Source organism: Atlantibacter subterraneus (assembly GCF_007570865.1).
Classification (GTDB): domain Bacteria; phylum Pseudomonadota; class Gammaproteobacteria; order Enterobacterales; family Enterobacteriaceae; genus Atlantibacter; species Atlantibacter subterraneus.
This window is the reverse complement of sequence record NZ_VLPS01000009.1, coordinates 389,856-415,325: the sequence shown is the minus strand read 5'-3', so window position 1 is coordinate 415,325 and position 25,470 is coordinate 389,856. Positions and strand designations below refer to the sequence as shown.

Annotated in this window: 22 protein-coding genes, 3 tRNA genes and 1 other RNA gene; 14 read left to right on the top strand and 12 right to left on the bottom strand. The window is 52.8% G+C overall.

All coding sequences use genetic code 11. The features are described 5' to 3' along the window. Positions 1 to 55 precede the first annotated feature (55 nt). The 4 genes from pgsA to FND52_RS19060 all read left to right on the top strand — a co-directional run bounded on the left by pgsA (position 56) and on the right by FND52_RS19060 (position 1,055). Positions 56 to 604: a CDP-diacylglycerol--glycerol-3-phosphate 3-phosphatidyltransferase gene (gene pgsA, locus FND52_RS19075; protein WP_125291875.1), complete on the top strand. Its 549-nt coding sequence runs from the start codon at positions 56 to 58 to the stop codon at positions 602 to 604. 151 nt (positions 605 to 755) lie between these two features. Continuing rightward, positions 756 to 831 (top strand) — tRNA-Gly (locus tag FND52_RS19070). Positions 832 to 884: 53 nt separating this feature from the next. Further along, a tRNA-Cys gene (locus tag FND52_RS19065) sits at positions 885 to 958 on the top strand. A gap of 10 nt (positions 959 to 968) precedes the next feature. Further along, positions 969 to 1,055 (top strand) — tRNA-Leu (locus tag FND52_RS19060). A 175-nt stretch (positions 1,056 to 1,230) separates the two neighbouring features. On the opposite strand, the gene FND52_RS19055 is transcribed toward FND52_RS19060, so the two are convergent. From FND52_RS19055 to FND52_RS19040, 4 genes are all read right to left on the bottom strand, one after another. After that, positions 1,231 to 2,139, bottom strand: a complete 909-nt coding sequence (locus FND52_RS19055; RefSeq protein ID WP_125291876.1) for an ArsR/SmtB family transcription factor — start codon at positions 2,137 to 2,139, stop codon at positions 1,231 to 1,233. A gap of 290 nt (positions 2,140 to 2,429) precedes the next feature. Beyond that, positions 2,430 to 3,770 carry an MFS transporter gene (locus FND52_RS19050; RefSeq protein WP_144132661.1) on the bottom strand — a complete coding sequence of 447 codons (1,341 nt, stop codon included), beginning with the start codon at positions 3,768 to 3,770 and terminating at the stop codon, positions 2,430 to 2,432. Between the two features lie 225 nt (positions 3,771 to 3,995). After that, entirely contained in the window at positions 3,996 to 5,510 is a 1,515-nt protein-coding gene (gene arfA / locus FND52_RS19045; protein ID WP_144132659.1) for an arabinosylfuranosidase ArfA, read from the bottom strand. 20 nt (positions 5,511 to 5,530) lie between these two features. Then, the gene (locus FND52_RS19040; RefSeq protein ID WP_125291879.1) at positions 5,531 to 6,853 is read right to left on the bottom strand and encodes an MFS transporter; all 1,323 of its coding nucleotides are present in this window, start codon (positions 6,851 to 6,853) and stop codon (positions 5,531 to 5,533) included. Between the two features lie 453 nt (positions 6,854 to 7,306). On the opposite strand from FND52_RS19040, the gene FND52_RS19035 reads away from it, so the two are divergent. Further along, positions 7,307 to 8,236 carry a metallophosphoesterase gene (locus FND52_RS19035; protein WP_144132657.1) on the top strand — a complete coding sequence of 310 codons (930 nt, stop codon included), beginning with the start codon at positions 7,307 to 7,309 and terminating at the stop codon, positions 8,234 to 8,236. A 29-nt stretch (positions 8,237 to 8,265) separates the two neighbouring features. Here FND52_RS19035 and eutC read toward each other — a convergent pair whose 3' ends face one another. The 3 genes from eutC to eat are packed head-to-tail and all read right to left on the bottom strand — an operon-like array spanning position 8,266 to position 11,833. Next, positions 8,266 to 9,051: an ethanolamine ammonia-lyase subunit EutC gene (gene eutC, locus FND52_RS19030; RefSeq protein WP_144132655.1), complete on the bottom strand. Its 786-nt coding sequence runs from the start codon at positions 9,049 to 9,051 to the stop codon at positions 8,266 to 8,268. Between the two features lie 9 nt (positions 9,052 to 9,060). After that, positions 9,061 to 10,434 (bottom strand): ethanolamine ammonia-lyase subunit EutB, encoded by a 1,374-nt coding sequence (locus FND52_RS19025; RefSeq protein ID WP_144132653.1) that lies wholly within the window; start codon positions 10,432 to 10,434, stop codon positions 9,061 to 9,063. 10 nt (positions 10,435 to 10,444) lie between these two features. Then, complete coding sequence (gene eat, locus FND52_RS19020; protein WP_144132651.1) at positions 10,445 to 11,833, bottom strand: ethanolamine permease; 1,389 nt, start codon at positions 11,831 to 11,833, stop codon at positions 10,445 to 10,447. Positions 11,834 to 12,051: 218 nt separating this feature from the next. On the opposite strand from eat, the gene FND52_RS21865 reads away from it, so the two are divergent. The 4 genes from FND52_RS21865 (at position 12,052) to FND52_RS19005 (ending at position 16,861) form a co-directional block, all read left to right on the top strand. After that, the gene (locus FND52_RS21865) at positions 12,052 to 12,189 is read left to right on the top strand and encodes a hypothetical protein (RefSeq protein WP_167509383.1); all 138 of its coding nucleotides are present in this window, start codon (positions 12,052 to 12,054) and stop codon (positions 12,187 to 12,189) included. A gap of 133 nt (positions 12,190 to 12,322) precedes the next feature. Then, a complete protein-coding gene (locus FND52_RS19015) occupies positions 12,323 to 12,991 on the top strand; it encodes a YecA/YgfB family protein (RefSeq protein ID WP_125291885.1) in 669 nt (222 codons plus the stop codon). A gap of 293 nt (positions 12,992 to 13,284) precedes the next feature. Continuing rightward, positions 13,285 to 14,385 carry a NapC/NirT family cytochrome c gene (locus tag FND52_RS19010; protein WP_125291886.1) on the top strand — a complete coding sequence of 367 codons (1,101 nt, stop codon included), beginning with the start codon at positions 13,285 to 13,287 and terminating at the stop codon, positions 14,383 to 14,385. 28 nt (positions 14,386 to 14,413) lie between these two features. Then, on the top strand, positions 14,414 to 16,861 hold the full coding sequence (locus FND52_RS19005; RefSeq protein WP_125291887.1) for a molybdopterin guanine dinucleotide-containing S/N-oxide reductase: 2,448 nt from the start codon (positions 14,414 to 14,416) through the stop codon (positions 16,859 to 16,861). A gap of 44 nt (positions 16,862 to 16,905) precedes the next feature. On the opposite strand, the gene tyrP is transcribed toward FND52_RS19005, so the two are convergent. Continuing rightward, entirely contained in the window at positions 16,906 to 18,117 is a 1,212-nt protein-coding gene (gene tyrP, locus FND52_RS19000; RefSeq protein WP_144132649.1) for a tyrosine transporter TyrP, read from the bottom strand. A gap of 206 nt (positions 18,118 to 18,323) precedes the next feature. Here tyrP and FND52_RS18995 point away from each other — a divergent pair, with 206 nt between their 5' ends. Beyond that, on the top strand, positions 18,324 to 18,563 hold the full coding sequence (locus FND52_RS18995) for a YecH family metal-binding protein (RefSeq protein WP_144132647.1): 240 nt from the start codon (positions 18,324 to 18,326) through the stop codon (positions 18,561 to 18,563). A gap of 30 nt (positions 18,564 to 18,593) precedes the next feature. Here the strand turns inward: FND52_RS18995 and ftnA are convergent, their stop codons facing one another. Further along, entirely contained in the window at positions 18,594 to 19,091 is a 498-nt protein-coding gene (gene ftnA, locus FND52_RS18990; protein ID WP_125291890.1) for a non-heme ferritin, read from the bottom strand. Positions 19,092 to 19,330: 239 nt separating this feature from the next. Continuing rightward, the gene (gene yecR / locus FND52_RS18985) at positions 19,331 to 19,663 is read right to left on the bottom strand and encodes a YecR family lipoprotein (protein WP_144132645.1); all 333 of its coding nucleotides are present in this window, start codon (positions 19,661 to 19,663) and stop codon (positions 19,331 to 19,333) included. 232 nt (positions 19,664 to 19,895) lie between these two features. Here yecR and FND52_RS18980 point away from each other — a divergent pair, with 232 nt between their 5' ends. Beyond that, on the top strand, positions 19,896 to 20,534 hold the full coding sequence (locus FND52_RS18980) for an RpiB/LacA/LacB family sugar-phosphate isomerase (protein WP_125291892.1): 639 nt from the start codon (positions 19,896 to 19,898) through the stop codon (positions 20,532 to 20,534). Positions 20,535 to 20,569: 35 nt separating this feature from the next. On the opposite strand, the gene FND52_RS18975 is transcribed toward FND52_RS18980, so the two are convergent. Next, positions 20,570 to 21,982, bottom strand: a complete 1,413-nt coding sequence (locus tag FND52_RS18975; protein WP_144132643.1) for an MFS transporter — start codon at positions 21,980 to 21,982, stop codon at positions 20,570 to 20,572. 219 nt (positions 21,983 to 22,201) lie between these two features. Here FND52_RS18975 and azuC point away from each other — a divergent pair, with 219 nt between their 5' ends. The 3 genes from azuC (at position 22,202) to FND52_RS18960 (ending at position 25,264) form a co-directional block, all read left to right on the top strand. Next, entirely contained in the window at positions 22,202 to 22,285 is an 84-nt protein-coding gene (gene azuC, locus FND52_RS18970; RefSeq protein WP_085949471.1) for a stress response protein AzuC, read from the top strand. Positions 22,286 to 22,441: 156 nt separating this feature from the next. After that, positions 22,442 to 22,690 carry a DUF2766 family protein gene (locus tag FND52_RS18965; RefSeq protein WP_125291894.1) on the top strand — a complete coding sequence of 83 codons (249 nt, stop codon included), beginning with the start codon at positions 22,442 to 22,444 and terminating at the stop codon, positions 22,688 to 22,690. A 249-nt stretch (positions 22,691 to 22,939) separates the two neighbouring features. Continuing rightward, complete coding sequence (locus tag FND52_RS18960) at positions 22,940 to 25,264, top strand: FdhF/YdeP family oxidoreductase (protein ID WP_144132641.1); 2,325 nt, start codon at positions 22,940 to 22,942, stop codon at positions 25,262 to 25,264. Between the two features lie 43 nt (positions 25,265 to 25,307). Here FND52_RS18960 and FND52_RS18955 read toward each other — a convergent pair. Then, positions 25,308 to 25,444, bottom strand: a non-coding RNA gene (locus FND52_RS18955) — RtT sRNA. Between the last annotated feature and the right edge of the window lie 26 nt (positions 25,445 to 25,470).

Sequence of the window (25,470 nt, the reverse complement as noted above, 5' to 3'; positions counted from 1 at the left end):
GCTATGTAGCAACATAGCCTTAATTTCCACTGACTACAGACAGTTACCCTGCGCCATGCGAATGAATATTCCGACTTTACTAACTCTGTTTCGTGTCGTCCTGATCCCGTTTTTCGTGCTGGCGTTCTACCTGCCGTTTAGCTGGGCCCCGTTCGCCTGTGCGTTTATCTTTTGGGTGGCGGCGGTGACCGACTGGTTTGACGGCTACCTGGCGCGTCGCTGGAACCAAAGCACCCGATTTGGCGCGTTCCTCGATCCGGTGGCGGATAAAGTGCTGGTCGGCATCGCGATGGTGCTGGTGGTGGAGCATTATCACAGCTGGTGGATTACGCTGCCTGCCGCCACCATGATTGCTCGTGAAATTATTATCTCTGCGCTGCGTGAGTGGATGGCGGAGATTGGCAAACGCGCACGCGTGGCGGTCTCCTGGATCGGCAAAGTGAAAACCACGGCGCAGATGGTGGCGCTGATCGGCCTGCTGTGGCGTCCGAATATCTGGGTTGAATACGCCGGAATCGGTCTTTTCTTCGTTGCTGCGGTACTGACGTTCTGGTCTATGTTCCAGTATTTGCACGCGGCGCGCGGCGATTTGCTTGAACCGTGATCGAATAGACGCAAAATTCAGCAAACGAATCAGTATCAAAGAAAATTTCGTTGACTCATTGCGTCAGGTAAGTAGAATGCAACGCATCGAACGGCAGCACGGTTTGCCAGAAGATAGCAAAATCAAGTAATTAGATTATTACCTGATGAATGCGGGAATAGCTCAGTTGGTAGAGCACGACCTTGCCAAGGTCGGGGTCGCGAGTTCGAGTCTCGTTTCCCGCTCCAAATTTTGGTATCGGCAATTTTGCAGGTATCAGCCTGAAAAGGCAGCAGTATTTGGCGCGTTAGCAAAGCGGTTATGTAGCGGATTGCAAATCCGTCTAGTCCGGTTCGACTCCGGAACGCGCCTCCAATTTTCCCGAGCCCGGGTGGTGAAATCGGTAGACACAAGGGATTTAAAATCCCTCGGCGTTCGCGCTGTGCGGGTTCAAGTCCCGCCCCGGGCACCACGGGAAATCAAGAATAAAATCAATGATAAGCAGTGTCGTGTAAACCACCTTCGGGTGGTTTTTTATTGCCTGAAATTTGCCGTTTCTCGCTTCCGGGTTTGCCGGAGAGCGAGAAGGCGACATTCCTGTTTCCAGCGCTAAGCGCTATACCCGTCCAAAATGCCATCGGGGTAGTTTAGGATTGTGTGATGACCCGGGCCAAAATCCCCTGATCGTAGCGGCCAAAGTTCTTGCCATACAAGGTTAAGCCCCGAGCATTTTCTTTATCAGGATCGATGCTAAAGCGCAGAATAAAAGGTTCTCCTTCTCGCCCATGAAGAATTTTATCAATGGTAATATCGGATATTTTTCGACCATCAATAAAGGAACCTTCCATATTTATTCTCAATAATTTCAAAAATCCATACTGGTTTAAATGAGGAGGCCACCATACAGGGTTACCGCTGTACTTGATTCCACCAATATCGCCAGGACTTTGCCAGAACCCTATATCAACGCCATTTACTGAAAAATGTATGTCAGAAGGCCAGTCATTGTTGTAGTAGGGGGCTTCAGAGCCAATTTCGAACGAGATTTGGATTTCAGTCACTTTACGACCTTCAGAATAGTTAGGGATACGATATTCTAAAAAGCCGGTAGTAAACCAGATAATGCCTGCATCAATATGTTTCGGGTCGGCGAAAACCTGGGGATTATCAAATTCCCCAATAATCATCTCTTTGGTCGCCATGCCGCAGGTCGGCGTGACTTTAAAATTACTGTACTGGCCTACTTTTAGATCGGACTCGTACACGTTATTCTTATTTACATCACCAAATTCAATAAGGATCTTATTTTCGACAAGATAACAGTTTTTTTGAATACCGTTTTTAGCGTAATTGGAAACGGTTTGCACCAGCCCCGCTTCTTCGAGTTTTTTTATGTGCATCGTTACCGCACCGTTGCTGATGCCTAAATATTCAGCCAGCGCATTCATGTTCATTCCGTTACGTTCATTCAGAATTTCAATTATACTAATACGAACAGAGGAATTTAGCGCTTTGAATATTGATGCCCCGGTTGATAACTGGTTAATAAACAACATTAATAAAACCTCTATCCAATGCATGATGAGTTTTAATATAAACTATTTTAGATTTATTTAAAATGGTTTTGGTGCCTCCGCAGAGTGCCTGAGCCTGGCGATGCCAGACACACATATCGCGATGAAGGGGCGTTGAGATTGAGTTTACAGAGGAATATGCGTTACGCGCACTCTTATAGGCAGGATTGGGCAAGGAGCGAATTTAGCGATTTATGTGATGTTCTTCGCATTTTAAGATGCAGCATGCCTGCAGTTTTATTGAAACCGTCAGGCATGTGCAGGTGTATTATTCAATTTGCCAGCGCAGTCGTCTGGTTCATCGAACGATAATATTTTTCAGTTATTATATATTTAAACATAATGATTCCGGTAAGCAGGTGGAATATGCCGGGGATAATTGTCAGCATCAGTGTTATACCCATTATTGATTGTGGCGTCTGAACAACATTGGGCATATAGCCAAAATAAGTCAGTAAATAGCCCACAAATGCCCCTGCGATCCCCATTCCCAGTTTCTGGCAAAATGCAATGCCGCCAAATGCTAAACCTGATACCCGCTTCCCTGTTTTATGCGCCCCATAATCCACTGTATCGGGAATCGAGGCCCAAAAAATTGGCGCGTATAAGGTAGAGCAGAAAGAAAGCATAAAAAACAACACATAAGGCAAAACAGCGTTTTCACTGCCGGATAGCATATAAAACAATACAGAAACAATGAATGTGGCGATTTGGCTGTATTTGAAAACTTTTATCTTGCAATGTGTTTTGGTTAACCATGTTGAAGCGATTACCGAGCATATGAATGCTGTAACCCCCACGGTTAAGAAATAAGAGACCGTCAGTGCATCACCCGCCATATTATATTTTGCATAATAGGCAGCAACAGAGCCTCTTAACACCGAACCTATCGAAACAAATACACAGCATAAACAGAGGATAAGCCATTGATCGTTTTTAAAGAGAGCGGATACCTGGCTTTTGAAAGGAGTTTTTTCACTGTCGTGATGAATTCTTTCTTTCGTGGAAAAAAAGCAAAACAGAAGAAACAGCGTCCCCATTAAACCCATCAAGCCCATGGCATATTGATAACCTGTCTGAATATTATCTTTTCCCAGATACGCTGCTAATGGCGGAACAACAATAGAAACCATAAATGCTGCGGCCTTGGCGAAAAACAGGCGATAACCATTAGCAGATAGCCGATCCTTAGGGTTATCAGTAAGAACGCTAATCAGTGAAATATAAGGAATAGTAATCACTGTGAACATGAGCGTCACGAAAATATAGGAGGCATAGGCGTAAATCAGTTTGCTATTATAGTCCACATCGGGAGTGCTGAATGCCAGGTAAATAGAGATGCCGAAAGGGACTGCAAAATATAAAAGATAAGGTCGGTATCTTCCATGTTTCGTCATTATTTTTTCTGTTAGTAATCCCATAATAGGATCGGTTATAGCATCAATCAGGCGCACAACAATGAAAAGCAAAGCAAGATCTTCAGAACGGATACCGAAGACATCAGTGTAAAAAAAAGTGATGATTAGCATCATGGAGGAAAAAACCAAATTAATGGCCATATCCCCCGAACCAAATCCAATCTTTTCAAAAACACTTAATTTATATTTATACATTTGCTGATACCTTCCATACAAAGGTGGGTCTGCAATAGTCAACTAAGCCGTGGATGAGCCAACAGCTAAACGTTCAAATTGCAGCCTATTCAATGATTTTATATCAAAGCAATTTGAACGGTAAGCCCCACCGCTGGTGAGTAACACAATCTGATTATCGGATAGCTGGCGCTATGCTATAGCGCCAGTCTACTAATAAATTAAGCAGCAGCTTTCGCTTACGCGTTAGTTTATTTTATAGCGAATCATATTCCACGATAGCGATTCCAGTACCAGGTGATTTGCTTCCGGCGTAACTTTCTTATCTTTAGGCATAACGCAGTCAGGATTAGTCAGCGTATTAACGGCATAGACATCTTCGTTTTCTAAAGAAACGTGTTGTATCATCTCAAGCCGGCCGAAGGAGCGGAAGTCGCATTGTATATCCAGACGATCGGTTAAAGATTTATTAATTGCAAATACGGTCAGTTCGGTCTCATCTTCGTTCAACACTGCCACAGCATCCAGCACGGGTACATCAGTAAAATCTTTACTGTCGTATTTCGGGCTGTCAATCACCCCCTGTATTGCCGTACCGCGACCGAATTTAGACGTATAGTAAATGGGATAAAAAATCGTATTCTTCCACAATTGACCCTTTTTGTCCGTCATAATTGGAGCCAGCACATTTACAAGCTGAGCATAGGCGGCTATTTTGACGCGGTCGCTGTTGCGCAGCAGTGCAATTAACATTGCGCCAGCCACCAGCGCATCTTCAAAGTTATAAGGCTCTTCAAGTAACCGCGGGGCGATTGGCCACTCGTCACCACGGTCACGGATAGTCGCCATATCATCCTTACGCGTGTGGTACCAGACGTTCCATTCATCCAGCGAGATATAAATGTTATTATTCGATTTGTTTTTGACCTTCATATAATCAATCAAACTGCCGATTGATTTAATATAGTCATCAAAAGCCAGCGTTTTTGCCAGGAAGTTTGCCGTATCTTTTTCCACATTCAAATAGTATTGATGTAGAGATAAATAGTCTATATAGGGATGGGCTTCCTGAATTAACGTTTGTTCCCAGTCACCAAAGGTGGGATATTCTTGTCCCGCACTGCCCGCGGCGACAATTTCAATGCTCCCATCCTGCCTTTTCATTGCCTTGGCCGTTTCTCTGGCAATACGAGCATATTCGAAAGGTGTTTGCTGGCCTACTTGCCATACCCCGTCTAATTCATTGCCAATGGCCCAGGTTTTAATCCGATGAGGCTTTTTATAGCCATGGGAAACGCGTAGATCACTGTAATAAGTGCCCGATTCCCGGTTACAGTAATCCAGTAAATTTAGCGCATCCAGAATTCCTCGGGTGCCAACGTTCACCGTCATCATCGCTTCGGCACCGACTTTTTGAAGCCAGTCCATATATTCGTTGGTGCCAATCTGGTTTGTCTCAATACATTTCCATGCCAAATCGGGTTTGCGCGGGCGCTTATCTCGTGGGCCAACGCCATCTTCCCAGATATAGGTTGCCACAAAATTGCCACCCGGCAGTCGGATCATCGGAACGTTAAGTTCATTTACCGCATCAATTACATCCTGACGAAAGCCATCGCTGTCTGCTGTTGGATCCTGCGGGTCATAAATGCCGCCATAGACGCATCGGCCTAAATTTTCAACGAACGACCCATAGATGCGGTTGTCTATCCTGGAAATAATATAATCTTTGTCAAAGATAAATCTGGCTTTAGAAGTCATTAATTCTCTCTCCCTTGGTTTTATTTAGTTGAGCATGAATTTTTTAGTTGAATGTTTTTTACCGCCGTCTCTAATTTGGGGCTTCTTAACGTTGCTAACAGTAAGCCTGCCATTAACTGGACGCCGACAATAAAGAACAATCCCGTTTGCGTACTGCCCGTCAGGTCAATCAAATAGCCAAACAGATAGGGGCCGACAAAACCGCCTAAATTGCCTACGCCGTTAATAAGCCCAGTCGCCGCGCCGATGGCGGCGGAGCTAATGACGATTGAAGGGATAGTCCAAAAAACCGGGCTAAAACCCGCCCAAATACCTTGTGCAATAAGAATGAACAGGATGGATACAAAAGGAGCCCCTTCGGTTAATGCAGACACCGCAAGCGCTACGCCGCAAATAAGTAAAATGGATACGGCATGCCATTTACGTTCACCCGTTCGATCTGAATGACTGGAAACAATAAACATAACCGCCAGTCCGATAAGCGGAGCAATAGTGGATAAAATACCGACCAGGGTGTAGCTGGACCCTGTTACCGAACTGGCAATGGTTGGCCACCAGATACTCAGCCCATAGTTAAACATGTTGTTGAGAAGAAAAACGATCGTCAGCAGCCAGACAAATTTGTTTTTCAGCACCAGGCTCATGACGCTTTTATCATCACTTTTCGTGGCGTTTTGCGCATCTGTCGCAAATTCACGTGCCAAATAATCTTTCTCAGTTTTACTCAGGAATTTTGCTTCAGCTGGCGTTTCTGCGATCAGCCACACCCAAAAAAATACCGCAATCAACACAGGAATTCCCTGAATGACAAAAAGCATTTGCCAGGAAAATGTATCAATTAAAAATCCTGAAAGCGGGCCGACTATAAAATTTGAGACTGTCGCGCCGATTGACCAGTAACCAATTGCTCTGGCCCTTTCGCGTTGTGGGAACCATTTGCCGATAAGGATCAGCGTCGTGGGGTAAAGCATACTTTGACTTAACCCTAACAAAAATCGCATCGTCAGCAGCTGCCCACCACTCTGCACAAAGCCAATCGAAATGCAGACCACCCCCCATGCCACCATACACAGAGTAATGATCTTTTTAGCACTCACTTTCTGCGCCAGGTGCCCACCAGGGATCTGAAGCAGCAAATATCCGATGAAAAAGATGCCCCCAACTAAACCTGAAATAGTGGCTGATAAATTGAACGACTGGCCCATGCCGTGAAAGGCGTAGCCAATGTTATTTCGGCATATCAGTGCCAGCAGATACATCACAGCCAGCATAGGAATGATGCGGGTAAACCGTCGCCTGTCTGCCCAGGCCTGCGGGGTGACCTCACTGTGTGTTGAATCCATCTCGCTACTCCTCTTTATTCTTAGTGTTTTATGTAAATCTAAAACATTTATAAAAAATCTAAAATAAAAGCTAATTTACCTGTCCCTGATATGTCAATAAGCGTAGCGTCAGATTAGTTTGGAATAAATACAATAAAATCAATGGATTAATAGATTTGATCTTTAGGGATGCGAGAGGTGATTTGTCTTTTTATTCAATTTGTTAGCGCTGAATTGGCCGGGATGGGTTTGTTTTACAGAAAAATATCAAGAGTGTGATACATATTGCTAAATTAGTTTATAAAACACTTACGTTGCGCTTCATTGTGTGTCAGGTGCATACGTCTCTTTAAAATAATCAGCCAGATACAATAAATTTGGGCGATACGAACCTCAACGTTGGTACAGTAGTATTGAACTTATTCAGCGGTCTGGATTGCTCTGGATCCACGCTGAGGCAACGCGGGAGTAGTGATGCCACATTCACAACGGCTTACCAGCAAGAAAATTTTTATCGGCGATATTCATGGGCAGTCCGGGAAGCTGGCTGCGCTGATGACGTATCTGGATCCCCATGATGACGCTATGTTGATCTTCCTTGGCGACCTGATTGATAACCAACCTGGGACGCATATCGATCACCTGGCCGTGCTCAATCAAGTTAAAGCCATGGTGGATAGCGGCCGCGCAATTTGCCTGATGGGCAATCATGAATTTAACGCGGTTGGCTGGGCGATGCGCCATCCGGTGAGCGGCCTGCCGCTGCGCCCGCACACGGCGAATAATAACCGTCAGCATCGGGCCTTTTTAGATGATGTGACGGAAAACAGCCCGCCCCATGCCGCCTGGATCGACTGGTTCAAAACCCTGCCGCTGTTTATTGATTTTGGCGATATCCGGGCGATTCACGCCTGCTGGGATCAAGCCGCGCTGGCGCAGTTGCGGCCATGGCTTGATGAAGAGAACCGGCTCAAGCCGGAAAGCTGGCAGTTTGCATTTGATAAGCAGCATGAGCTTTACGGCTTGCTGGAAACGGTACTTAAAGGGCCCGAAATGACGTTGCCGGAAGGCTACAGCTTCCTTGATAAAACTGGTATTGAGCGTCGCAATATTCGCGTGCGCTGGTGGTTAGAGGGTGCGACGACCTGGCGGCAACTCGCCCAGGTGCAGCCCGAGGTAGCGGACTGCATTCCGGATATTCCATTGACGCGTGCTTATCCGGCATTAACCAGCACGCCTGTGGTAGTGGGGCATTATACCCTGGCGGGGGAACCGGCTGTGCTTAGCCAGTCGGTGATTTGTGTGGATTACAATGCGGCCAAAGCGCAACACCCGCTGATAGCCTGGGAGTACGATAGCGTCAGCGGTGATGTCGCATCCGGGCGGTTTATTTACGCTAAATAGCCAGGCTTTCAGCAGACGGCAAATGGGGGTTACGCTGTATCATCCCTCGCTAACCCCGGCCTGACCTTATCCCACAGCGCCGGGTTATCGCTCTCATCCTTCAGATTTACCCCCGTCAGCCGTCGTAAAAACGCCTGCTCCAGCAGCCAGGCCAGTTTGAACGCCGCCGCATCATAGCCCAGCCCCTCCGGGCGAATGTTTGAGATGCAGTTACGTTCCGACTCAATCCGCGCGCGCTCGGGTTTCCACGTCAGATAGACGCCAAGGCTATCCGGCGACGACAGCCCAGGCCGTTCGCCGATCAGCATCGCCACCGCTTTGCTGTTCAGGCATTCGCCGATATCGTCGCCCAGCGCGACCCGCGACTGGTGGGCCAGCACTACCGGGCCGGTGGATAAACCGAGCGTCGCCAGAAAGGGCAGCAGCGCCCTAACCAACGGCACCGCCTGGCGCTGCACGGCATGGGAAGAGAGCCCGTCGCCGATCACCAGTAAAACATCGTGCGGCGTTGCGCGCCGGGCCGTCAGCCTCTCGCGGCTCGGCTCATCCAGACGCCGCCCCAGATCGGGCCGGTTAAGATACACAGGACGATCGGTCGCCTGGCTGTGAACCGTCAGGGTTTCCAGATCCAGCGCGGCGAGTTGTTCAGCCAGGGTATCACTGTCAAACGGTTGATGGATGGCGTCCCGCGCCTGGGCGTGGGCCAGACCAAATTTCAGCACTTCGGCAGTGGGCAGGCTTGCGCCGCTGCGCCCCAGCGCAATTCGGGCATCGGTAAACTGGTTGAGTGCTTTCCAGGCATCGGGTGCGTGCATAGCTTCTCCTTAAGGCATGGCAGTGAGCAGCGGATGGCTGGCACCGGTTAAGCGCAACTGCCCCTGGTTATCGATAATCTGCATCTGGCTCAGCCAGTGGGCGAATTCCGGCGCGTGTTTAAGCCCCAGCAGCCGTCGCGCATACAGCGCATCGTGGAAGGACGTGCTCTGGTAATTCAGCATGATGTCATCCGCACCCGGTACGCCGATCAGAAAGGTCAGCCCGGCGTTACACAGCAGCGTCAGCAGGGTATCCATATCGTCCTGATCCGCCTCGGCATGATTGGTATAGCAAACGTCGCAGCCCAGCGGCAGTCCCATCAGCTTGCCGCAAAAATGGTCCTCCAGCCCGGCGCGGATAATCTGTTTGCCGTCGTACAGGTATTCCGGCCCGATAAACCCCACCACGGTATTCACCAGCAGCGGATCGAAATGGCGCGCCACCGCATAGGCGCGCGCTTCACAGGTTTGCTGGTCGACGCCGTGATGGGCGTTGGCCGACAGGCAGCTCCCCTGGCCGGTTTCGAAATACATCACGTTGTTGCCGAGCGTTCCGCGCTTCAGCGACAGCGCCGCGTCACGCGCTTCCGCCAGTAAAGAGAGTGAAATCCCAAATCCGCGGTTCGCCGCCTCGCTACCGGCCACCGACTGGAAGACCAGGTCCACCGGCGAGCCGCGCTCAATAAGCTGAAGGGTATTCGTAACGTGCGTTAACACGCAGGACTGCGTGGGAATGGCAAAGCGCTGGATGATGTCATCCAGCATATGATTAAGCCGATCCAGCACCGGCAGGCTGTCGCTGGCCGGATTAATGCCCACCACCGCGTCGCCCGCTCCGTACAGCAGCCCGTCGAGCAAGCTGGCGGCAATACCTTTGAGATCGTCAGTAGGGTGGTTGGGCTGGAGCCGCACGCTCAAGTGCCCCGGCAGGCCGATGGTGTTGCGAAAGCGCGTTACCACCCGGCATTTGCTGGCCACCAGAATCAAATCCTGATTGCGCATCAGCTTGCTCACCGCCGCCGCCATCTCTGGCGTCACGCCGCGCGCGAGACGGTTCAGCGTGGCGCTGTCTGCCTCATCGCTCAGCAGCCAGTCGCGGAAATCGCCAACCGTTAAATGGCTGATGGGCGCAAAGGCGTCGGCATCGTGGGTGTCGACAATCAGGCGCGTTACTTCATCGGATTCATAAGGAATCAGCGGATTAGCCAGCAGATCGCGCAGCGGGATTTCGGCAAGCGCCATCTTTGCCGCCATGCGCTCTTCGGCGCTCTCCGCCGCCACGCCCGCCAGGCTGTCGCCGGAGCGGGCAGGGGTCGCTTTCGCCATCACCTCTTTCAGGCTGGCGAACCGGTAAACCCGGTGCGCCAGAGTGGTGCGATACATGCGTTTCTCCTTACGACAGCGCCCGCAACTGCGGGTCGAGCGCCGCGCGCCGGCGCGCCGGGGCCGAGATGCGGAACCACAGGTAGCCGCCCAGCATCATGGTGGCGAAAATCAGCGCCAGCACGGTGTTGTAATAAATCATCGCCGCCAGACACAGCACCGCCATGCCAAGGGCAAACGCAGGCGCGACCGGGAACAGTGGCGCTTTGAACGGGCGGATCAAATTCGGCTCGCTGCGGCGCAGTTTAAACAGCGCCAGCATCGAGACGATATACATAACAATAGCGCCAAATACCGACATGGTGACGATGCATGCCGTTAACGGCATCCCGCTGATAGTGATCAGCGAATCTGAGAAGATAGCGGCGATGCCCACCACGCCGCCCGCGAGGATGGCCAGATGCGGGGTGCGGGTGCGGCGATTCACCTTCGCCAGAGAGGCGGGGAGGAACCCGGCGCGCGCCAGGGAAAAGATCTGCCGGGAATAGCCCATAATAATGCCGTGGAACGAGGCCACCAGCCCGAACAGCCCCAGCCAGACCAGCATATGCAGCCAGCCGCTGCTGCTGCCCACCACCATTTTCATCGCCTGGGGCAGCGGATCGTTAATATTCGACAGCGTGCGCCAGTCGCCCACGCCGCCCGCGAACACCATCACGCCCACTGCCAGCACCGTTAAGGTGACAATGCCGCCGCCCAGCGCACGGGGAATAGTGCGCTGAGGGTCGCGGGCTTCTTCCGCCGCCATCGACGCGCCTTCAATCGCCAGGAAAAACCAAATCGCGAACGGGATCGCGGCAAACATTCCCGGCAGCGCCAGGTTGCTGAAGCTCTCCGCGCCCGCCCAGCCGTTGGCGGTAAAGTTGTCCCAGGAGAAGCCCGGCGCAACCACGCCCATAAATACCAGCAGCTCGAAGATTGCCAGCAGCGTGACAATCAGTTCAAAGGTGGCGGCAATGCCGACGCCGAGAATATTCAGCGTCATAAAGATCAGATACGCCCCGACCGCCACCCATTTCGGATCCAACGCCGGAAATTGCACGTTCAGATAGGCACCAATCGCCATGGCGATGGCGGGCGGCGCAAATACAAACTCGATCAGCGTAGCGAACCCGGCGATAAACCCGCCGGTTGGCCCGAAGGCGCGATACGCATAGGCAAACGGCCCGCCCGCGTGGGGAATGGCGGTGGTCAGCTCGGTAAAACTAAAAATGAAGGCGCAATACATCGCGGCCATGGCCAGTGCCACCATCAGAAATCCCATGGTGCCAGCCTGCGACCAGCCGTAGCTCCAGCCGAAATACTCCCCGGAGATCACCAGCCCGACGGCAATCCCCCACAAACGGAAGCTGCCCAGGGTGCGTTTTAGTGTTGTTGGTTGTTCGGTTACGCTTGCCATACCTTACCTCGCCAGAATGGAAAAACCTGACAGGGCATTGCAAAGCGCGTACCAGAGTAGCAAAGCCGCTAAAAATGCCCCCTTCGAGGTGGGCGACAATCCCCCCTGCGCGAAAATGCGCCATCTTATGCACCAGTTCGGTGAATCGCGATTGCGACTTTCTGCTGACGGTGAAAGCGTTGCCGCCACGCTATGTTCATCAAAAAGCGGAGGAAATTATGATGGCCTGGCGACCTTATCTGACTGTTATTGTTAATCCTCAACCTGTACTGGTGGTGAACCGTTCACGCGCCCGGCTCAGGCTGGTCGTGAGCGGACCGTTTATTCTGGCGGCGGCGCGCGATAAGCCGCGCTGATTGCCACGCGATGCAGGAAAACTGGCATGCCGCTGCTGTCGCAGCGGCAAGGGTAATGCGTTCCCGATTCACCCCAAAATCGCGTTATAATTGCGTGAAACTGTGGGTAACGCACGCCAGAGGAGGTGACCGTATGAATCAGGGACCACTGAATGAAAAAGAGCTGGAATGGCTTGATGATGTCTTAGCGAAGTATGCCAGCGAACGCTCGGTGGTGGATGTCTCCGAGCTGGACGGCATGCTGACCGCGCTGCTGTCCGGGCCGTCGATGCCCGAACCCAGCGAATGGCTGGTGGCGCTGTGGGGCGGGGCCGACAACGTGCCAAAATGGCAGAACGAGCGCGAAATGGAGCGCTTTATGACGCTGGTGTTCCAGCACCTTGAAGACGTGGAAGATCGGCTGAGCGCCTATCCTGACCAGTTCGAGCCGCTGTTTGGTGAACAGGAAGTCGAAGGCGAAACCTGGATTGTGGTCGAAGACTGGTGTTATGGCTATCTGCGCGGCGCAGAGCTGTCGGACTGGTCGGCGTTGCCGGACTCCCATCGCCTGTCGCTGGATTCTATCGCGCTTCACGGGCGTGAAGATAACCTCGGCCTGTTGGAAAACATGGCTCCGGAAGAGTACCAGCGCAGCATCGATGATATTCGCCTCGCGGCGCTGAGCCTGTATGAATACTGGTCGGAAAATCAGCACCCGGAACCGGACGCGCCGACGCCTTATATTGCTGAAGCCAAAGTCGGGCGTAACGATCCTTGTCCCTGTGGCAGCGGAAAAAAATATAAAAATTGCTGTTTGCACTAAACGCGAAATAAACCGGCCTTTGAGGCCGGTTTATTTTATTAATTAATCACGCAGCGTAATTTTATTATTCGCTGTATATTTTGATATATAGCGATGCATTGATAACTTCAGGTACAACAAACAGTTAGCTTACTTCTTAACCGCAATTTTGCAAAAACTCGATCAAAAGCACGTTTACCCCTTTCTGGTTAATACCACTTTTGTGTTACATCAATTCTTATATATTCAGCATCCCTCACAATACTTGCCTCAGAACTATACACATCATTGATGGATTAATTGAAGGCAAGGTAATGAGTAAGAAATGGAAATGGATTATTGGGCTGCTGTTTGTCGGCGTTGTGCTGGGCGGAGCGTTAGCGGTTTCTTCAATGTGGGTGATGCATAAAACGTCAGAAACGTCGTTTTGCCTCTCCTGCCACACCATGCAAGCGCCTTATGAAGAGTATCAGGGCTCTGCACACTTTATGAACCAGAAGGGCATTCGCGCCGAGTGCCACGATTGTCATATTCCGCAGTCCGGTATGGATTACCTGATCACCAAAATCCGCGCGAGCAAAGATATCTATCACGAGTTCGTGACCGGCAAAATCGATACCCCGGAAAAATTTGAAGAGCACCGGCTGGCGATGGCGCAAACCGTCTGGGATCAATTGAAAGCCAACGACTCGGCCACTTGCCGCTCGTGCCACCAGTTCGACGCCATGGACCTGCAAAAGCAGAGCGCCGACGCGCAGAAAATGCATGCGCTGGGCATCAAGGAAAAACAGACCTGTATCGATTGCCATAAAGGCGTTGCGCACTTCCCACCTGAAATCACCATCGACAGCAAAGCGCACGACGCGCTGATGGAACATGCGCGCCAGACCCCGGCTGATGCCAAAGAAGTCTATCCGGTCGCACCAGCGCCGCTGGGCAACCTCGGCACCGTTTATCCTGCCACCAAACTGGCTGTAGTCGGTAAATCCGGCGATGCGCGTGAAGTGGAAATTACCGGTAGCCAGATGCAGGGTGCAGAGCAGGTGATTTACCTGTCGGCTGGCCAACGTCTGGTGCTGGCGACGCTGACCGAAGAGGGCCAGAAAGCCGTTAAGGTTTCCAGCGACTGGGAAAAAGATCCGTATGGCAACGCCTGGCGTAGCGTGTCGCTGCGCGCGCCGCTCGCCGAACCGGCGCTGGGCAAACCTGACGAGATTTGGAACTACGCCAAAACCCTCGACCAGGCGTACTGCTCCGGCTGCCACGCCCCGATTTCATCCGAGCATTACACCCTCAACGCCTGGCCTTCCGTAGCAAAAGGAATGGGTGCGAGAACCGACATCAGCGCTGAGGATTTAGACATCCTGACCCGCTGGTTTCAGTACCACGCTAAAGATATCGCCACCAGGGAATAACAGAAAAAGGATTAATAAAGGAGAACCTATGAATCTTACACGACGCAATTTTATTAAATATGCTGGCGGGTCCGCCGGTGCGATGATGATTACCTCCGCCATCCCGATGCAGGCCTGGGCAGCGGAAGCGCCGGGCAACGCTATCCTGACCGCCGGACGCTGGGGCGCGATGTATATCGAAGTTAAAGACGGCAAAATTGTTTCTTCACGCGGTGCGCTGGCGAAAACCATTCCTAACTCGCTGCAAACCACCGCACCGGACCAGGCTCATACCCCGTGCCGCATTAAGTATCCGATGGTGCGTAAAGGCTTCCTGAACGCGCCGGGCAAACCAGATGGCAAACGCGGCAGAGATGAGTTTGTGCGCGTTTCCTGGGAAGATGCCCTGAAACTGATCCACGAACAGCATGCGCGTATTCGTACCGAGCATGGCCCGTCTTCAATTTTCGCAGGCTCCTACGGCTGGCGCTCCAGCGGCGTGCTGCATAAAGCACAGACCCTGCTGCAACGCTATATGAGCATGGCGGGGGGCTATACCGGCCATACCGGCGACTACTCAACCGGCGCGGCGCAGGTGATCATGCCGCACGTGGTAGGCTCTGTGGAAGTGTACGAACAGCAGACCGTCTGGCCGGTGGTGCTGGAGCACAGCCAGGTGGTGGTGCTGTGGGGCTTAAACCCGCTTAACACCCTGAAAATTGCCTGGAGCAGTACCGACGAGCAGGGTCTGGAGTACTTCAACAAGCTGAAAGCGTCCGGTAAAACGGTTATCGCCATCGATCCGATTCGTTCCGAAACCATCGATTTCTTCGGCGACAAAGCGCAGTGGATTGCGCCGAACATGGGCACCGACGTGGCGATGATGTTGGGTATCGCTAACGTGCTGGTGGAAAAAGGCCTGCACGATAAAGCCTTCCTGGAAAAATACACCACCGGCTACAGCGAATTTGAAGCCTATCTGACCGGTAAGAGCGATAACACGCCGAAAACCCCGGCCTGGGCCGAGAAGATTTGCGGCGTTCCGGCGAAGCAGATGGAAATCCTGGCGGAAATTTTCGCCAAAAACAGAACCATGCTGATGGGCGGCTGGGGCATTCAGCGTCAGCAGTATGGCGAACAGCGTCACTGGATGCTGGTGACACTGGCGGCAATGCTCGGCCAGATTGGTACCGAAGGCGGCGGTTTCGGCTTCTCTTACCATTACTCCAACGGCGGCAACCCGACCCGCAGCGGCGGCGTGCTGTCGGCCATTTCCGCCAAGATTGCCGGCGGCTCTTCCGCTGGCAACGACTGGGCAACGTCCGATGCGGTGGAAGCCTTCCCGGTAGCGCGTATCGTTGAAGCGCTGGAAAACCCCGGCGGCAAATACCAGCATAACGGTAAAGAACAAACCTTCCCGGATCTGCGCATGATTTGGTGGGCCGGCGGCGGTAACTTTACCCATCACCAGGACACTAACCGCCTGGTGAAAGCCTGGCAGAAGCCAGAAATGGTGGTGATCTCCGAGTGCTACTGGACGGCGGCGGCCAAGCATGCCGATATCGTTCTGCCGATCACCACTTCGTTCGAGCGTAACGACCTGACCATGACCGGCGACTACAGTAACCAGCATCTGGTACCGATGAAGCAGGTTATCGAACCGCAGTTCGAAGCGCGTAACGATTTCGACGTGTTCGCGGACATGGCGGAACTGCTGAAGCCTGGCGGCAAAGCGGCCTACACCGAAGGCAAGAGCGAAATGGACTGGCTGCGCGAGTTCTACGAGGTGGCGCAGAAAGGCGCGCGTCAGCAGCGCGTCAACATGCCGCAGTTCACCGCATTCTGGGAAGCCAACAAGCTGATCGAAATGCGTAAGAACCCGAAAGAAGAAGCCTTTGTACGCTATGCCGATTTCCGTAAAGATCCGGTGATGAACCCGCTGGGCACCCCGAGCGGCAAAATCGAGATCTACTCGAAAACCATTGAAGGCTTTAACTATAAGGATTGCCCGGCGCACCCGACCTGGCTGGAGCCGGACGAGTGGGCAGGCAACGCCAAAGAGGGCGAACTGCAGCTGCTGACCGCGCACCCGGCGCACCGCTTGCACAGCCAGCTCAACTACGCCGCGCTGCGTAAAGAGTATGCGGTGGCCAACCGCGAGCCGATCTACATCCATCCGGAAGATGCCAAAAAACGCGGCATTGCCGATGGCGATCTGGTACGCGTCTGGAACGCTCGCGGCCAGGTGTTGACCGGTGCGAAAGTTACCGACGGCATCAAGCAGGGCGTGGTGTGTATCCATGAAGGCGCATGGCCGGATCTGGATTACGCAGGCACCGGGATTTGTAAAAACGGTGGGGCCAACGTGCTCACCAAAGACATCCCGACCTCGCGTCTGGCGAACGGCTGCGCGGGTAACACCGCGCTGGTGATGGCGGAGAAATACACCGGTCCAGCGCTGGAGCTGACCGCGTTTACCCCGCCGATGGGCGCGTAATCGCGTAACTAAAAAGGGCGGAAACTTCAGTTTCCGCCCTTTTTTTATCCCGCTTCCGGCAACAGCCCGGTGGCAATCAATGCCTGAATCACAATAATCCCGATGCCGCAGGCGAATATCAGCGCCAGTAGCGGCGTCCCGCCCATCACCCGATACCCGGCCCCACTGTGCTGTTGACGGCTTTTCCACACCAGCAGCGAGGGAATAATCAGCGCCAGGATCGCCAGCGCCACACCGGCATAGCCCAGCGCCATCACAAATCCCTGCGGATAAAACAGCGCGAAAACCAGCGGCGGCGCGAAGGTGATTAATCCGCTCTGAATGCGCCCGGAGGCTTTGCGGCTGCGCTGGAACAGATCGCTGAGATAATCGAACAGCCCTAACGACACGCCGAGAAACGACGTCGCCAGCGCCAGATCGGCAAACAGATGCACCGCCAGCTCTACGTGCGGGCTGGCAACCACTTCACGTACCGCCTGCAACAGGCCGTTTAATCCGCTGTGACTGGCGATAAGCCCGCTGAAGGTAGCGGAATCAATGGCGCCCAGCGTCGCCAGCTGCCAGAAGATGTAGGCCACCAGCGGGATCGCGCTCCCGGTGATAAATACCAGCCGCAGCTTGCGCAAATCGCCTTTCAGATAGCTGACCACGCTCGGCACGCTGCCGTGAAAGCCAAACGAGGTGAAAATAACCGGGATCGCCGACAGCGCCAGGCCTTTTTCCAGCGGCATCGTCAGCAGGTTAGCCTGGTGAATATGCGGCATCATCAGCGCCAGCATCACCACCAACAGAACAATTTTTGCGCTGAACAGCAGGCGGTTAAACATATCCACCATATGGGTGCCGATACAGACAATACCGCCCGCCACGAGGGTAAACATCAGCACGCCGCTGGTGGGAGTGATTGACGTTGATAGCCACTGCGACAGGCTGGAGGCCAGCAGTTCTCCCGCGCCGCTGATATAGGCAGCGGTCAGGGCATACATCAGAAACAGCATACTGAAGCCGGTCAGCCACTGGCCGTACTTGCCCAGATAGCGGCGCGCCAGCGAGCCGAGGCCCGTATCGGCTGGTACATGTTGATACACCTCTACCAGCAGCAGCGCGGTATAGCACATCAGCGCCCATAAACCGACCAGTAAGATAAACGTTACACCAAAACCCACGCCAGCCGCCGCCAGCGGCATCGCCAACATTCCCGCGCCAATTGTGGTGCCTGCGACGATGAAAGTACTGCCAAGAGTGCGATTCTTCACGCTTCCCTCTGAGAGAAATAAATTCCATATTGAATTATGCGGCGCAGGGTATGTGAAAAATAGTATCTCGTCAAATTTGAGTTACGGTTAGCGTAACGTAATATTTACACATTGAAAGATGTATTATAAATGCCGTTTCTTGCGGCGTGACAAGATCCGCCTGGTAAAGAGGGCGTATCCTGCGTTTTTTTAGCGGAGAGAAAACGATGACATCCATTCACGGTCATGAAGTGTTAACGATGATGCTGGCGGACGGCCAGTCCTGGACAACGGAACGCCTGGTCGCTGCGATTGAAGAAAAATTCGGTCAGGCGGCGCGCTTTTATACCTGCTCCGCAGAAGGAATGACGGCGGGAGAATTAGTGGAGTTTCTGGCGGCGCGCGGAAAATTTATTCCGGCAGATGAAGGGTTCGTGACCCATAAAAGCAAAATCTGCAATCATTAACAAAGCGGGCGCAAAGGCCCGCTTAATTATTTATGCCTGCGCATCCAGAGTTGCCAGCTCTTTATCAACGAAATAAAGCCCTTCGTTGCTTTTGCCTACCAGGCGTAATTTATCAATTACCGATTTAAACAGTTTTTCTTCTTCATGCTGTTCGGCAACGTACCATTGCAGGAAATTAAAGGTTGGATAATCCTGGCTGACCATCGCCGTGTGGGCCAGTTCATTAATCTGGCGGGTAATTAACTGCTCGTGTTCATAAGTGGCGTTAAATAACTCGTCAAGAGAAGCGTATTCCGCAAACGGGCTGGCTATCTGCTTGATTTGCGGCAGGCTACCGGTATCGGTCAGATAATCGAACAGACGCTGCATATGGCCCATCTCTTCCTGCGCGTGACGACGTAAAAATGCCGCTGCGCCTTCAAAGCTGTGATAGCTGCACCAGGCGCTCATTTGTTGATAGAGCAGAGATGAAAATAATTCCAGATTCATTTGCTCATTTAATTTTTCAAACATTTCAGGTTTAAGCATACGTGCTCCGAATCAAAGGGCAGGGCGTCATTTTTGGCTACTATAATTTGTTATTAATTCATTTGCAAAAAGTAAAGCAAAAGAAATTAATAAGTAAAAATGCAAATGGTAATTAAAATCATTAAATAAAAAAGCCGCGGCAATATCGACAAATAACAATGAAGTATTAAGCGAAATTAGCGGGAGATAATTGTCGTCTTGCTAAGTGAAAAAGCAGCACGCTACGGTGCTGCTTTATATTAATAAACAGGCTGGGTGGCGGGTAACGCCACGCCCTGGCACTGATAATTCAGGGTCACGCTTTCGTTCAGACACTGGGTTCCGCTAATCACGCTACAGGTATAAATCGGGTCGCCATAGCGTACCGCGCGATCGTATCCCCAGTTCTGGCACTGTTTTGTGGCGGTAGAGAGTGCCAGATAATCGTCTATTCTGGCCCGTTGCAGCGCGGGGACGTCAAAACCCAGCTGTACCAGCCCCATCATTTGATTGCCGCCGGTCACCTCTGGATTCTTAGTGATAGTGCAGCCGGCGAGGCTCAGAAAAAATAGTGCCGCTAGCGGTCGAAACATGGCGATTTCCATCAGAGTAACATACCGCCATCATCGCACAGCGTCTGTCATTCAATGGGTTAAATAGCGCCCGTTGCCACGCTTATCTGTGCTTATCGCCCGACATGGGCAGACGAAAATGTGAACCAGTATTAATTTATAAAACATTTTTTCATTTATTCTGAAAGTGTGTTTGCCAGAAAGTATTGTGCCGCTATCATAAGCAACTTAAGACATAAGCTGGAGAAAACCGATGAAAATTGCACTGATGATGGAAAACAGCCAGGCGGCGAAAAACCCCATCATTCTCAACGAACTGAACGCAGTGGCCGATGAGAAAGGGTATTCGGTCTTTAACGTAGGGATGAACGGCGAAAACGATCACCATCTGACCTATATCCACCTGGGCATCATGGCCAGCATCCTGCTGAATGCCAAAGCGGTGGATTTTGTGGTGACCGGTTGCGGCACCGGTCAGGGCGCGCTGATGTCATTGAACATTCATCCGGGCGTGGTCTGCGGCTACTGCATCGATCCGGCGGACGCATTTTTGTTCTCCCAGATCAACAACGGTAACGCGCTGGCGCTGCCGTTCGCCAAAGGTTTTGGCTGGGGCGCAGAACTCAACGTGCGCTTCATTTTTGAAAAAGCCTTTACTGGCCGCAAAGGGGAAGGCTATCCGCCGGAGCGTAAAGAGCCGCAGGTTCGCAACGCAGGCATTCTGAACCAGGTAAAAGCTGCCGTGGTAAAAGAGAATTATCTCGATACGCTGCGCGCTATCGACCCGGAACTGGTGAAAACCGCGGTTTCCGGCGAGCGCTTCCAGCAGTGCCTGTTCGAAAATGGCCAGGATAAAGAGATCGTCGCTTTCGTGCGCGAGATCCTGGGCTAATCGCGTTACGGCGTCGTTCAGGCGACGCCGTTTATTTACCCCTTTGAAGAAACCTGGCTACCGGCCTTCGCCGATAACCGCAGCGTATCCACCATACCAGCCAGACAAATCAGGGCGATAAACACAAACGCCAGCCGAAAACCCATTCCCTGCACGTTAGTCATATCCAACCATTGCGCCAGCTTATCTCCCAGCCGAATACTAATCGCTCCAAGCGTGATCCCTAACCCTACCGCCAGCTGCGATGCGGTACTGAACAGCGTGTTGGCGTAACTCATCTCTTTAGGCGGCACGTCTGCGAAGGCGAGGGTGCTGACGCCGGTAAACTGAATCGAACGGAACACACCGCCGAGATACAGGATCAGCAGGATCAGCCACACCGGCGTGTGCGGCGTGAGCAGCGCGCAGGCGATTAACGACAGCACATTCAGCAGGCCGTTAATCAGCAGCAGCTTTTTAAACCCCAGCCAGCGGATCAGCGGCGTGGTGGCGGGTTTAATGGTGAGGTTTCCGACAAACACCGCCAGCACCAGCAGCCCGGAATGAAACGCGTCCATACCGAAACCCACCTGGAACATCAGCGGTAGCATAAAAGGCACTGCGCTGATGGAGGCGCGGAATAGCGAACCCCCATACATCGTCACGGCGAAAGTCTTTATCTTCAGCGCATCCATGCGGATCATCGGCCAGGCGCTACGGCGGAAATGCCGCAGGGAAAAGCCCAGCGCCGCGATGCCGATCGCCATTAACCCAACGGCTAACCACACGTCCGGCTGCTGCGCGCCGAGTATTTCCATCCCATACACCAGGCTTATCATTGCCACGCCGGTGCTGATAAAACCCACGCCGTCGAAAGGGCGACGCTCGCTATCCGTTAGCGTGGGAATAAGCCGCCACGCCAGCGCCATGGCGATCAGCCCGAGCGGTAGATTGATATAGAAAATCCAGCGCCAGTCGGCATAGCTGGTAATAAACCCGCCGAGCGGCGGCCCGATAATCGGCGCAACCAGCGCAGGCCACGTCAGGGTAGCAATCGCTTTGATCAACTGATTTTTGGGCGTGGTACGCAATACCGCCAGCCTGCCTACCGGCACCATCAGCGCGCCGCCGATCCCCTGAATCACCCGCATGGCCACAAAGGCTTCGAGGCTTTGCGCCATCCCGCAAAATACCGATGACAGCGTGAATATCGCCAGCGCAAGGGTGAATACCGAACGCGCGCCGAACCGGTCGGCTATCCAGCCGCTGGCAGGGATAAACACCGCGAGGGTCAGTAAATAGGCGCTGATACCGATATTAAGATCCACGGCCTCGACGCCAAAAGTGCGTGCCATTTCTGGCAGAGCGGTGGCAATCACCGTTCCGTCGAGAAACTCCATAAAGAAAGCGCCCGCAACCAGCAGCGCCGTGGGGGAAAGGCCGCGTTGCGACGAGGAGACTTCAGCCATCTTTTCCTTACCTGATTAAAAAGATTTTATAAAATTTAATATTTATTTTGTTGCTGTAATGTGATGATTTTTATTAATTATTTGCGACCAAACCGTTTGAGCATGAGTAATATGATGTGATGCCCATCACAAAATGATTGATTTTTGTGATGGTAGTCATATTATTAGGCCATTGCGAAATCACCTGCACATAACAAACGTATAACAACGGAGCACACCATGAAACTGCGCGCTATCCTGAAAAGCATGTTCAAAAATTACTGCAGCACTTTCAAAGACGTCCCGCCGGGCGCGATGTTCTAAGTTCTGCATAAAAAACCTGCTGCGGCAGGTTTTTTTTCGTCCCCGCTACGGGTATTCACCCAACTTATCGGTTAACGATATCATTCCCCATGATGCGCAAGCTCGCGTTTTATTGCGTTTGCCGTTACGCTGCGCTGCTTAACCAAGGAGAACAAGATGTCGCAACCCTTAACCCCTGAAGACGAACTGGTCTCGGATATCGTCGCCTGCCAGCTGGTCATCAAACAGATCCTCGACGTGATTGACGTAATCGCGCCTGTTGAAGTGCGTGAAAAAATGGCCAGCCAGCTCAAATCCATCAACGTTGGGGCCAATGCCGCAGCTGACCCGGTGACGGTGCGGGCGGTGCAAAAAGCCATCGCGCTGATTGAACTGAAATTCACGCCGCAGAATGAAGCGCATTAATCACCCGTAAAGTGACCAAAAGCTCGCACCTGAATGCGGGCTTTTTATTTTGTGGGAGAAGGAGATAACCGAGCGGCAATTAGTTACAACATACTTACGGGTGCCTCATGTTTCCCCGCTGCGGCTTCGAAGCTGTAGTCAGTCTGGCAGCGGCTAAATCGACGCTGGAAAGCGGTCTGCGCTTCGCATATCCCGTTTTTTTGTACCAGGCTTAAAGGCCAAATTATTTGCCAGACCCTGTGGAGCACTATGAAAGAGCAAAATCGTACTATCGGCATCGCGCCTTATGGAGGATCGGCAGGCGGATGGGGGGCGTTGAAGGCGGTTGCTGACGCTATTCGCGGCCAAATGTCGATGAAGCAGGACGTGATTGCCCTGTTCAAAGTTAACCAGCCGCAGGGTTTTGACTGCCCGGGCTGTGCCTGGCCCGATCCACAACATGCCTCATCGTTTGAATTTTGTGAAAACGGCGCTAAAGCCGTTTCCTGGGAAGCAACCAGCAAACGCACCACGCCGGAATTTTTTGCCGCGCACACGGTGAGCGAACTCTGGGAACGTAACGCGCTTGAACTGGAAGGCGAGGGGCGTCTGACGCACCCGATGAAATACGACCCGGCAACCGATACATACCAGCCCATTGAGTGGCAAACCGCCTTTAAGGAAATAGGCGAGCATTTACGCAGCTACGACGATCCTGACAGCGTGGAGTTTTACACCTCGGGGCGCGCCTCCAATGAAGCGGCTTTCCTCTGGCAGCTGTTTGCCCGTGAATACGGCACCAATAACTTCCCGGACTGCTCGAATATGTGCCACGAACCGACCAGCGTCGGCCTGCCGGAATCCATCGGCGTGGGTAAAGGCACCGTTGAGCTGGACGATTTCGATCACTGTGATCTGGTGCTGTGTATCGGCCACAATCCTGGCACTAACCATCCCCGTATGCTTGGCACGCTACGTGAAGTCTCCAAACGCGGCGCAACGATTGTCGCCATTAACCCGCTGCGCGAGCGCGGTCTTGAGCGCTTCACCTCGCCGCAAAGCCCTATTGAGATGCTTTCGCTCAGCTCGACTGAACTGGCCTCGACCTACTACAAAGTGCGGGTTGGCGGCGATGCGGCGATGCTGAAAGGCGTCATGAAAATATTGCTGTCGATGCATGAAGAGCGAGTGGATAACGGCCAGCCGGGCGTACTGGATGAAACCTTTATCCGCGAGCATACCGAGGGATTTGCGGCGCTGAAAGACGATCTGGACGCCACCGAGTGGGCGCATATCCTGGAAGTTTCCGGTATGGAGCGCGAGGAAATCCAGCACGTGGCGCGCCTTTACGCCAGCGCGCAACGCACCATCGTTTGTTACGGCATGGGGATCACCCAGCATCAGTATGGAACCCAGAACGTCCAGCAGATCGCCAACCTGCTGCTGTTGCGCGGCAACATTGGCAAAAAAGGCGCGGGTATCTGTCCGCTGCGCGGCCATTCCAACGTTCAGGGCGATCGCACCGTGGGGATCACGGAAATTCCGTCGCAGGCATTGCTCGATAGCATCGAGCGGGTGTTTGGCTTCAAGCCGCCGCAGAAACATGGCCACGGCGCGGTTGCGGCGATTCAGGCGATGCGCGACGGCAAGGCCAAAGCGCTGCTCTGCCTGGGAGGCAACCTGGCGGAAGCGATATCCGACCCGCAGGTGACCTTCCCGGCGATGCGCAAGCTCGATTTGGTAGTGCATATGGCCACCAAACTTAACCGTTCGCATCTGCTGCTGGGCAAGCACAACTATCTGCTGCCGGTGATTGGCCGCACGGAAATTGATCAACAGGCCTCTGGGGCGCAAAGCATCACGGTAGAGGATTCGATGTCAATGGTGCATGCGTCGCGCGGATCCCTGCAACCCGCTTCGCCGCACCTGAAATCAGAACCGGCGCTGGTGGCGGGGATTGCCAAAGCGACACTGCCCAATACGGTGGTCAACTGGGACCGGCTGGTCGGGGATTACAGTTTTATCCGCGAAAAGATCGAGGCGGTGTTTCCGGCCTTTGCCGACTATAACCAACGGGTGAAAAAGCCGGGCGGTTTTCGGCTGTATAACGCTGCGTCTGAGCGCGTCTGGAATACGCCCTCCGGTAAAGCGCAGTTCAGGGTCATGCAGGGGATTAATGAAGATCCGCGCTCGCTGAAATGCCACGATCTGGTACTCACTACGCTGCGCAGCCACGATCAGTACAACACCACGCTGTATGGCTTGAACGATCGCTATCGCGGCGTAACGGGACGCCGTGACGTGCTGTTTATCAATCCGGATGAGGCGGAAAAACGCCAGCTGCGGGTGGGCGACCAGGTCAATATTGTGGCCCTCGATCCTGACGGCAACCCGACGTCGCGAAGGATGAATAATCTCACTATTGTGGTGATTGATATGGCGCAGGGGTCGGTGGGTGCTTATTACCCGGAGGCTAACGTGCTGGTGCCGCTGGACAGCCATGATACGCGCAGCGGTGTCCCGGCGTACAAAAGCATTCCGATTGCGATGGAGCGCGTGGACGTCTCGGTGGAAACGTCGGGGGCGCGGCGTTGAAAAGAAAAAGGCCCGTACTTTGTACGGGCCTTTTTCAGGAATATGGCGGTGAGGGGGGGATTGACTCGCTTCGCTCGCCCTTCGGGCAGCCTGTTCGCTGCGCTCTCAGTCTGTCCCACTGGCTGCGCCAGTGGTCGAACCCCGGTCGGGGGTTCTCATCCCCCCCGGCACGGAGTTGAAAAGAAAAAAGCTCATACTTTCGTATG

Excerpts from the sequence above, each read along its gene's own strand:
- FND52_RS19050 (WP_144132661.1), bottom strand. The coding sequence starts at position 3,770 with ATGTATAAATATAAATTAAGTGTTTTTGAAAAGATTGGATTTGGTTCG.
- FND52_RS19015 (WP_125291885.1), top strand. The coding sequence starts at position 12,323 with ATGAATCAGGGACCACTGAATGAAAAAGAGCTGGAATGGCTTGATGAT.
- pgsA (WP_125291875.1), top strand. The coding sequence starts at position 56 with ATGCGAATGAATATTCCGACTTTACTAACTCTGTTTCGTGTCGTCCTG.
- ftnA (WP_125291890.1), bottom strand. The coding sequence starts at position 19,091 with ATGCTTAAACCTGAAATGTTTGAAAAATTAAATGAGCAAATGAATCTG.
- FND52_RS21865 (WP_167509383.1), top strand. The coding sequence starts at position 12,052 with ATGATGGCCTGGCGACCTTATCTGACTGTTATTGTTAATCCTCAACCT.
- azuC (WP_085949471.1), top strand. The coding sequence starts at position 22,202 with ATGAAACTGCGCGCTATCCTGAAAAGCATGTTCAAAAATTACTGCAGC.
- FND52_RS19035 (WP_144132657.1), top strand. The coding sequence starts at position 7,307 with ATGCCACATTCACAACGGCTTACCAGCAAGAAAATTTTTATCGGCGAT.
- FND52_RS19010 (WP_125291886.1), top strand. The coding sequence starts at position 13,285 with ATGAGTAAGAAATGGAAATGGATTATTGGGCTGCTGTTTGTCGGCGTT.
- eutC (WP_144132655.1), bottom strand. The coding sequence starts at position 9,051 with ATGCACGCACCCGATGCCTGGAAAGCACTCAACCAGTTTACCGATGCC.
- FND52_RS19025 (WP_144132653.1), bottom strand. The coding sequence starts at position 10,434 with ATGTATCGCACCACTCTGGCGCACCGGGTTTACCGGTTCGCCAGCCTG.
- FND52_RS19040 (WP_125291879.1), bottom strand. The coding sequence starts at position 6,853 with ATGGATTCAACACACAGTGAGGTCACCCCGCAGGCCTGGGCAGACAGG.
- FND52_RS19005 (WP_125291887.1), top strand. The coding sequence starts at position 14,414 with ATGAATCTTACACGACGCAATTTTATTAAATATGCTGGCGGGTCCGCC.
- eat (WP_144132651.1), bottom strand. The coding sequence starts at position 11,833 with ATGGCAAGCGTAACCGAACAACCAACAACACTAAAACGCACCCTGGGC.
- FND52_RS19055 (WP_125291876.1), bottom strand. The coding sequence starts at position 2,139 with ATGTTGTTTATTAACCAGTTATCAACCGGGGCATCAATATTCAAAGCG.
- FND52_RS18975 (WP_144132643.1), bottom strand. The coding sequence starts at position 21,982 with ATGGCTGAAGTCTCCTCGTCGCAACGCGGCCTTTCCCCCACGGCGCTG.
- yecR (WP_144132645.1), bottom strand. The coding sequence starts at position 19,663 with ATGTTTCGACCGCTAGCGGCACTATTTTTTCTGAGCCTCGCCGGCTGC.
- arfA (WP_144132659.1), bottom strand. The coding sequence starts at position 5,510 with ATGACTTCTAAAGCCAGATTTATCTTTGACAAAGATTATATTATTTCC.
- FND52_RS18965 (WP_125291894.1), top strand. The coding sequence starts at position 22,442 with ATGTCGCAACCCTTAACCCCTGAAGACGAACTGGTCTCGGATATCGTC.
- FND52_RS18960 (WP_144132641.1), top strand. The coding sequence starts at position 22,940 with ATGAAAGAGCAAAATCGTACTATCGGCATCGCGCCTTATGGAGGATCG.
- FND52_RS18995 (WP_144132647.1), top strand. The coding sequence starts at position 18,324 with ATGACATCCATTCACGGTCATGAAGTGTTAACGATGATGCTGGCGGAC.
- FND52_RS18980 (WP_125291892.1), top strand. The coding sequence starts at position 19,896 with ATGAAAATTGCACTGATGATGGAAAACAGCCAGGCGGCGAAAAACCCC.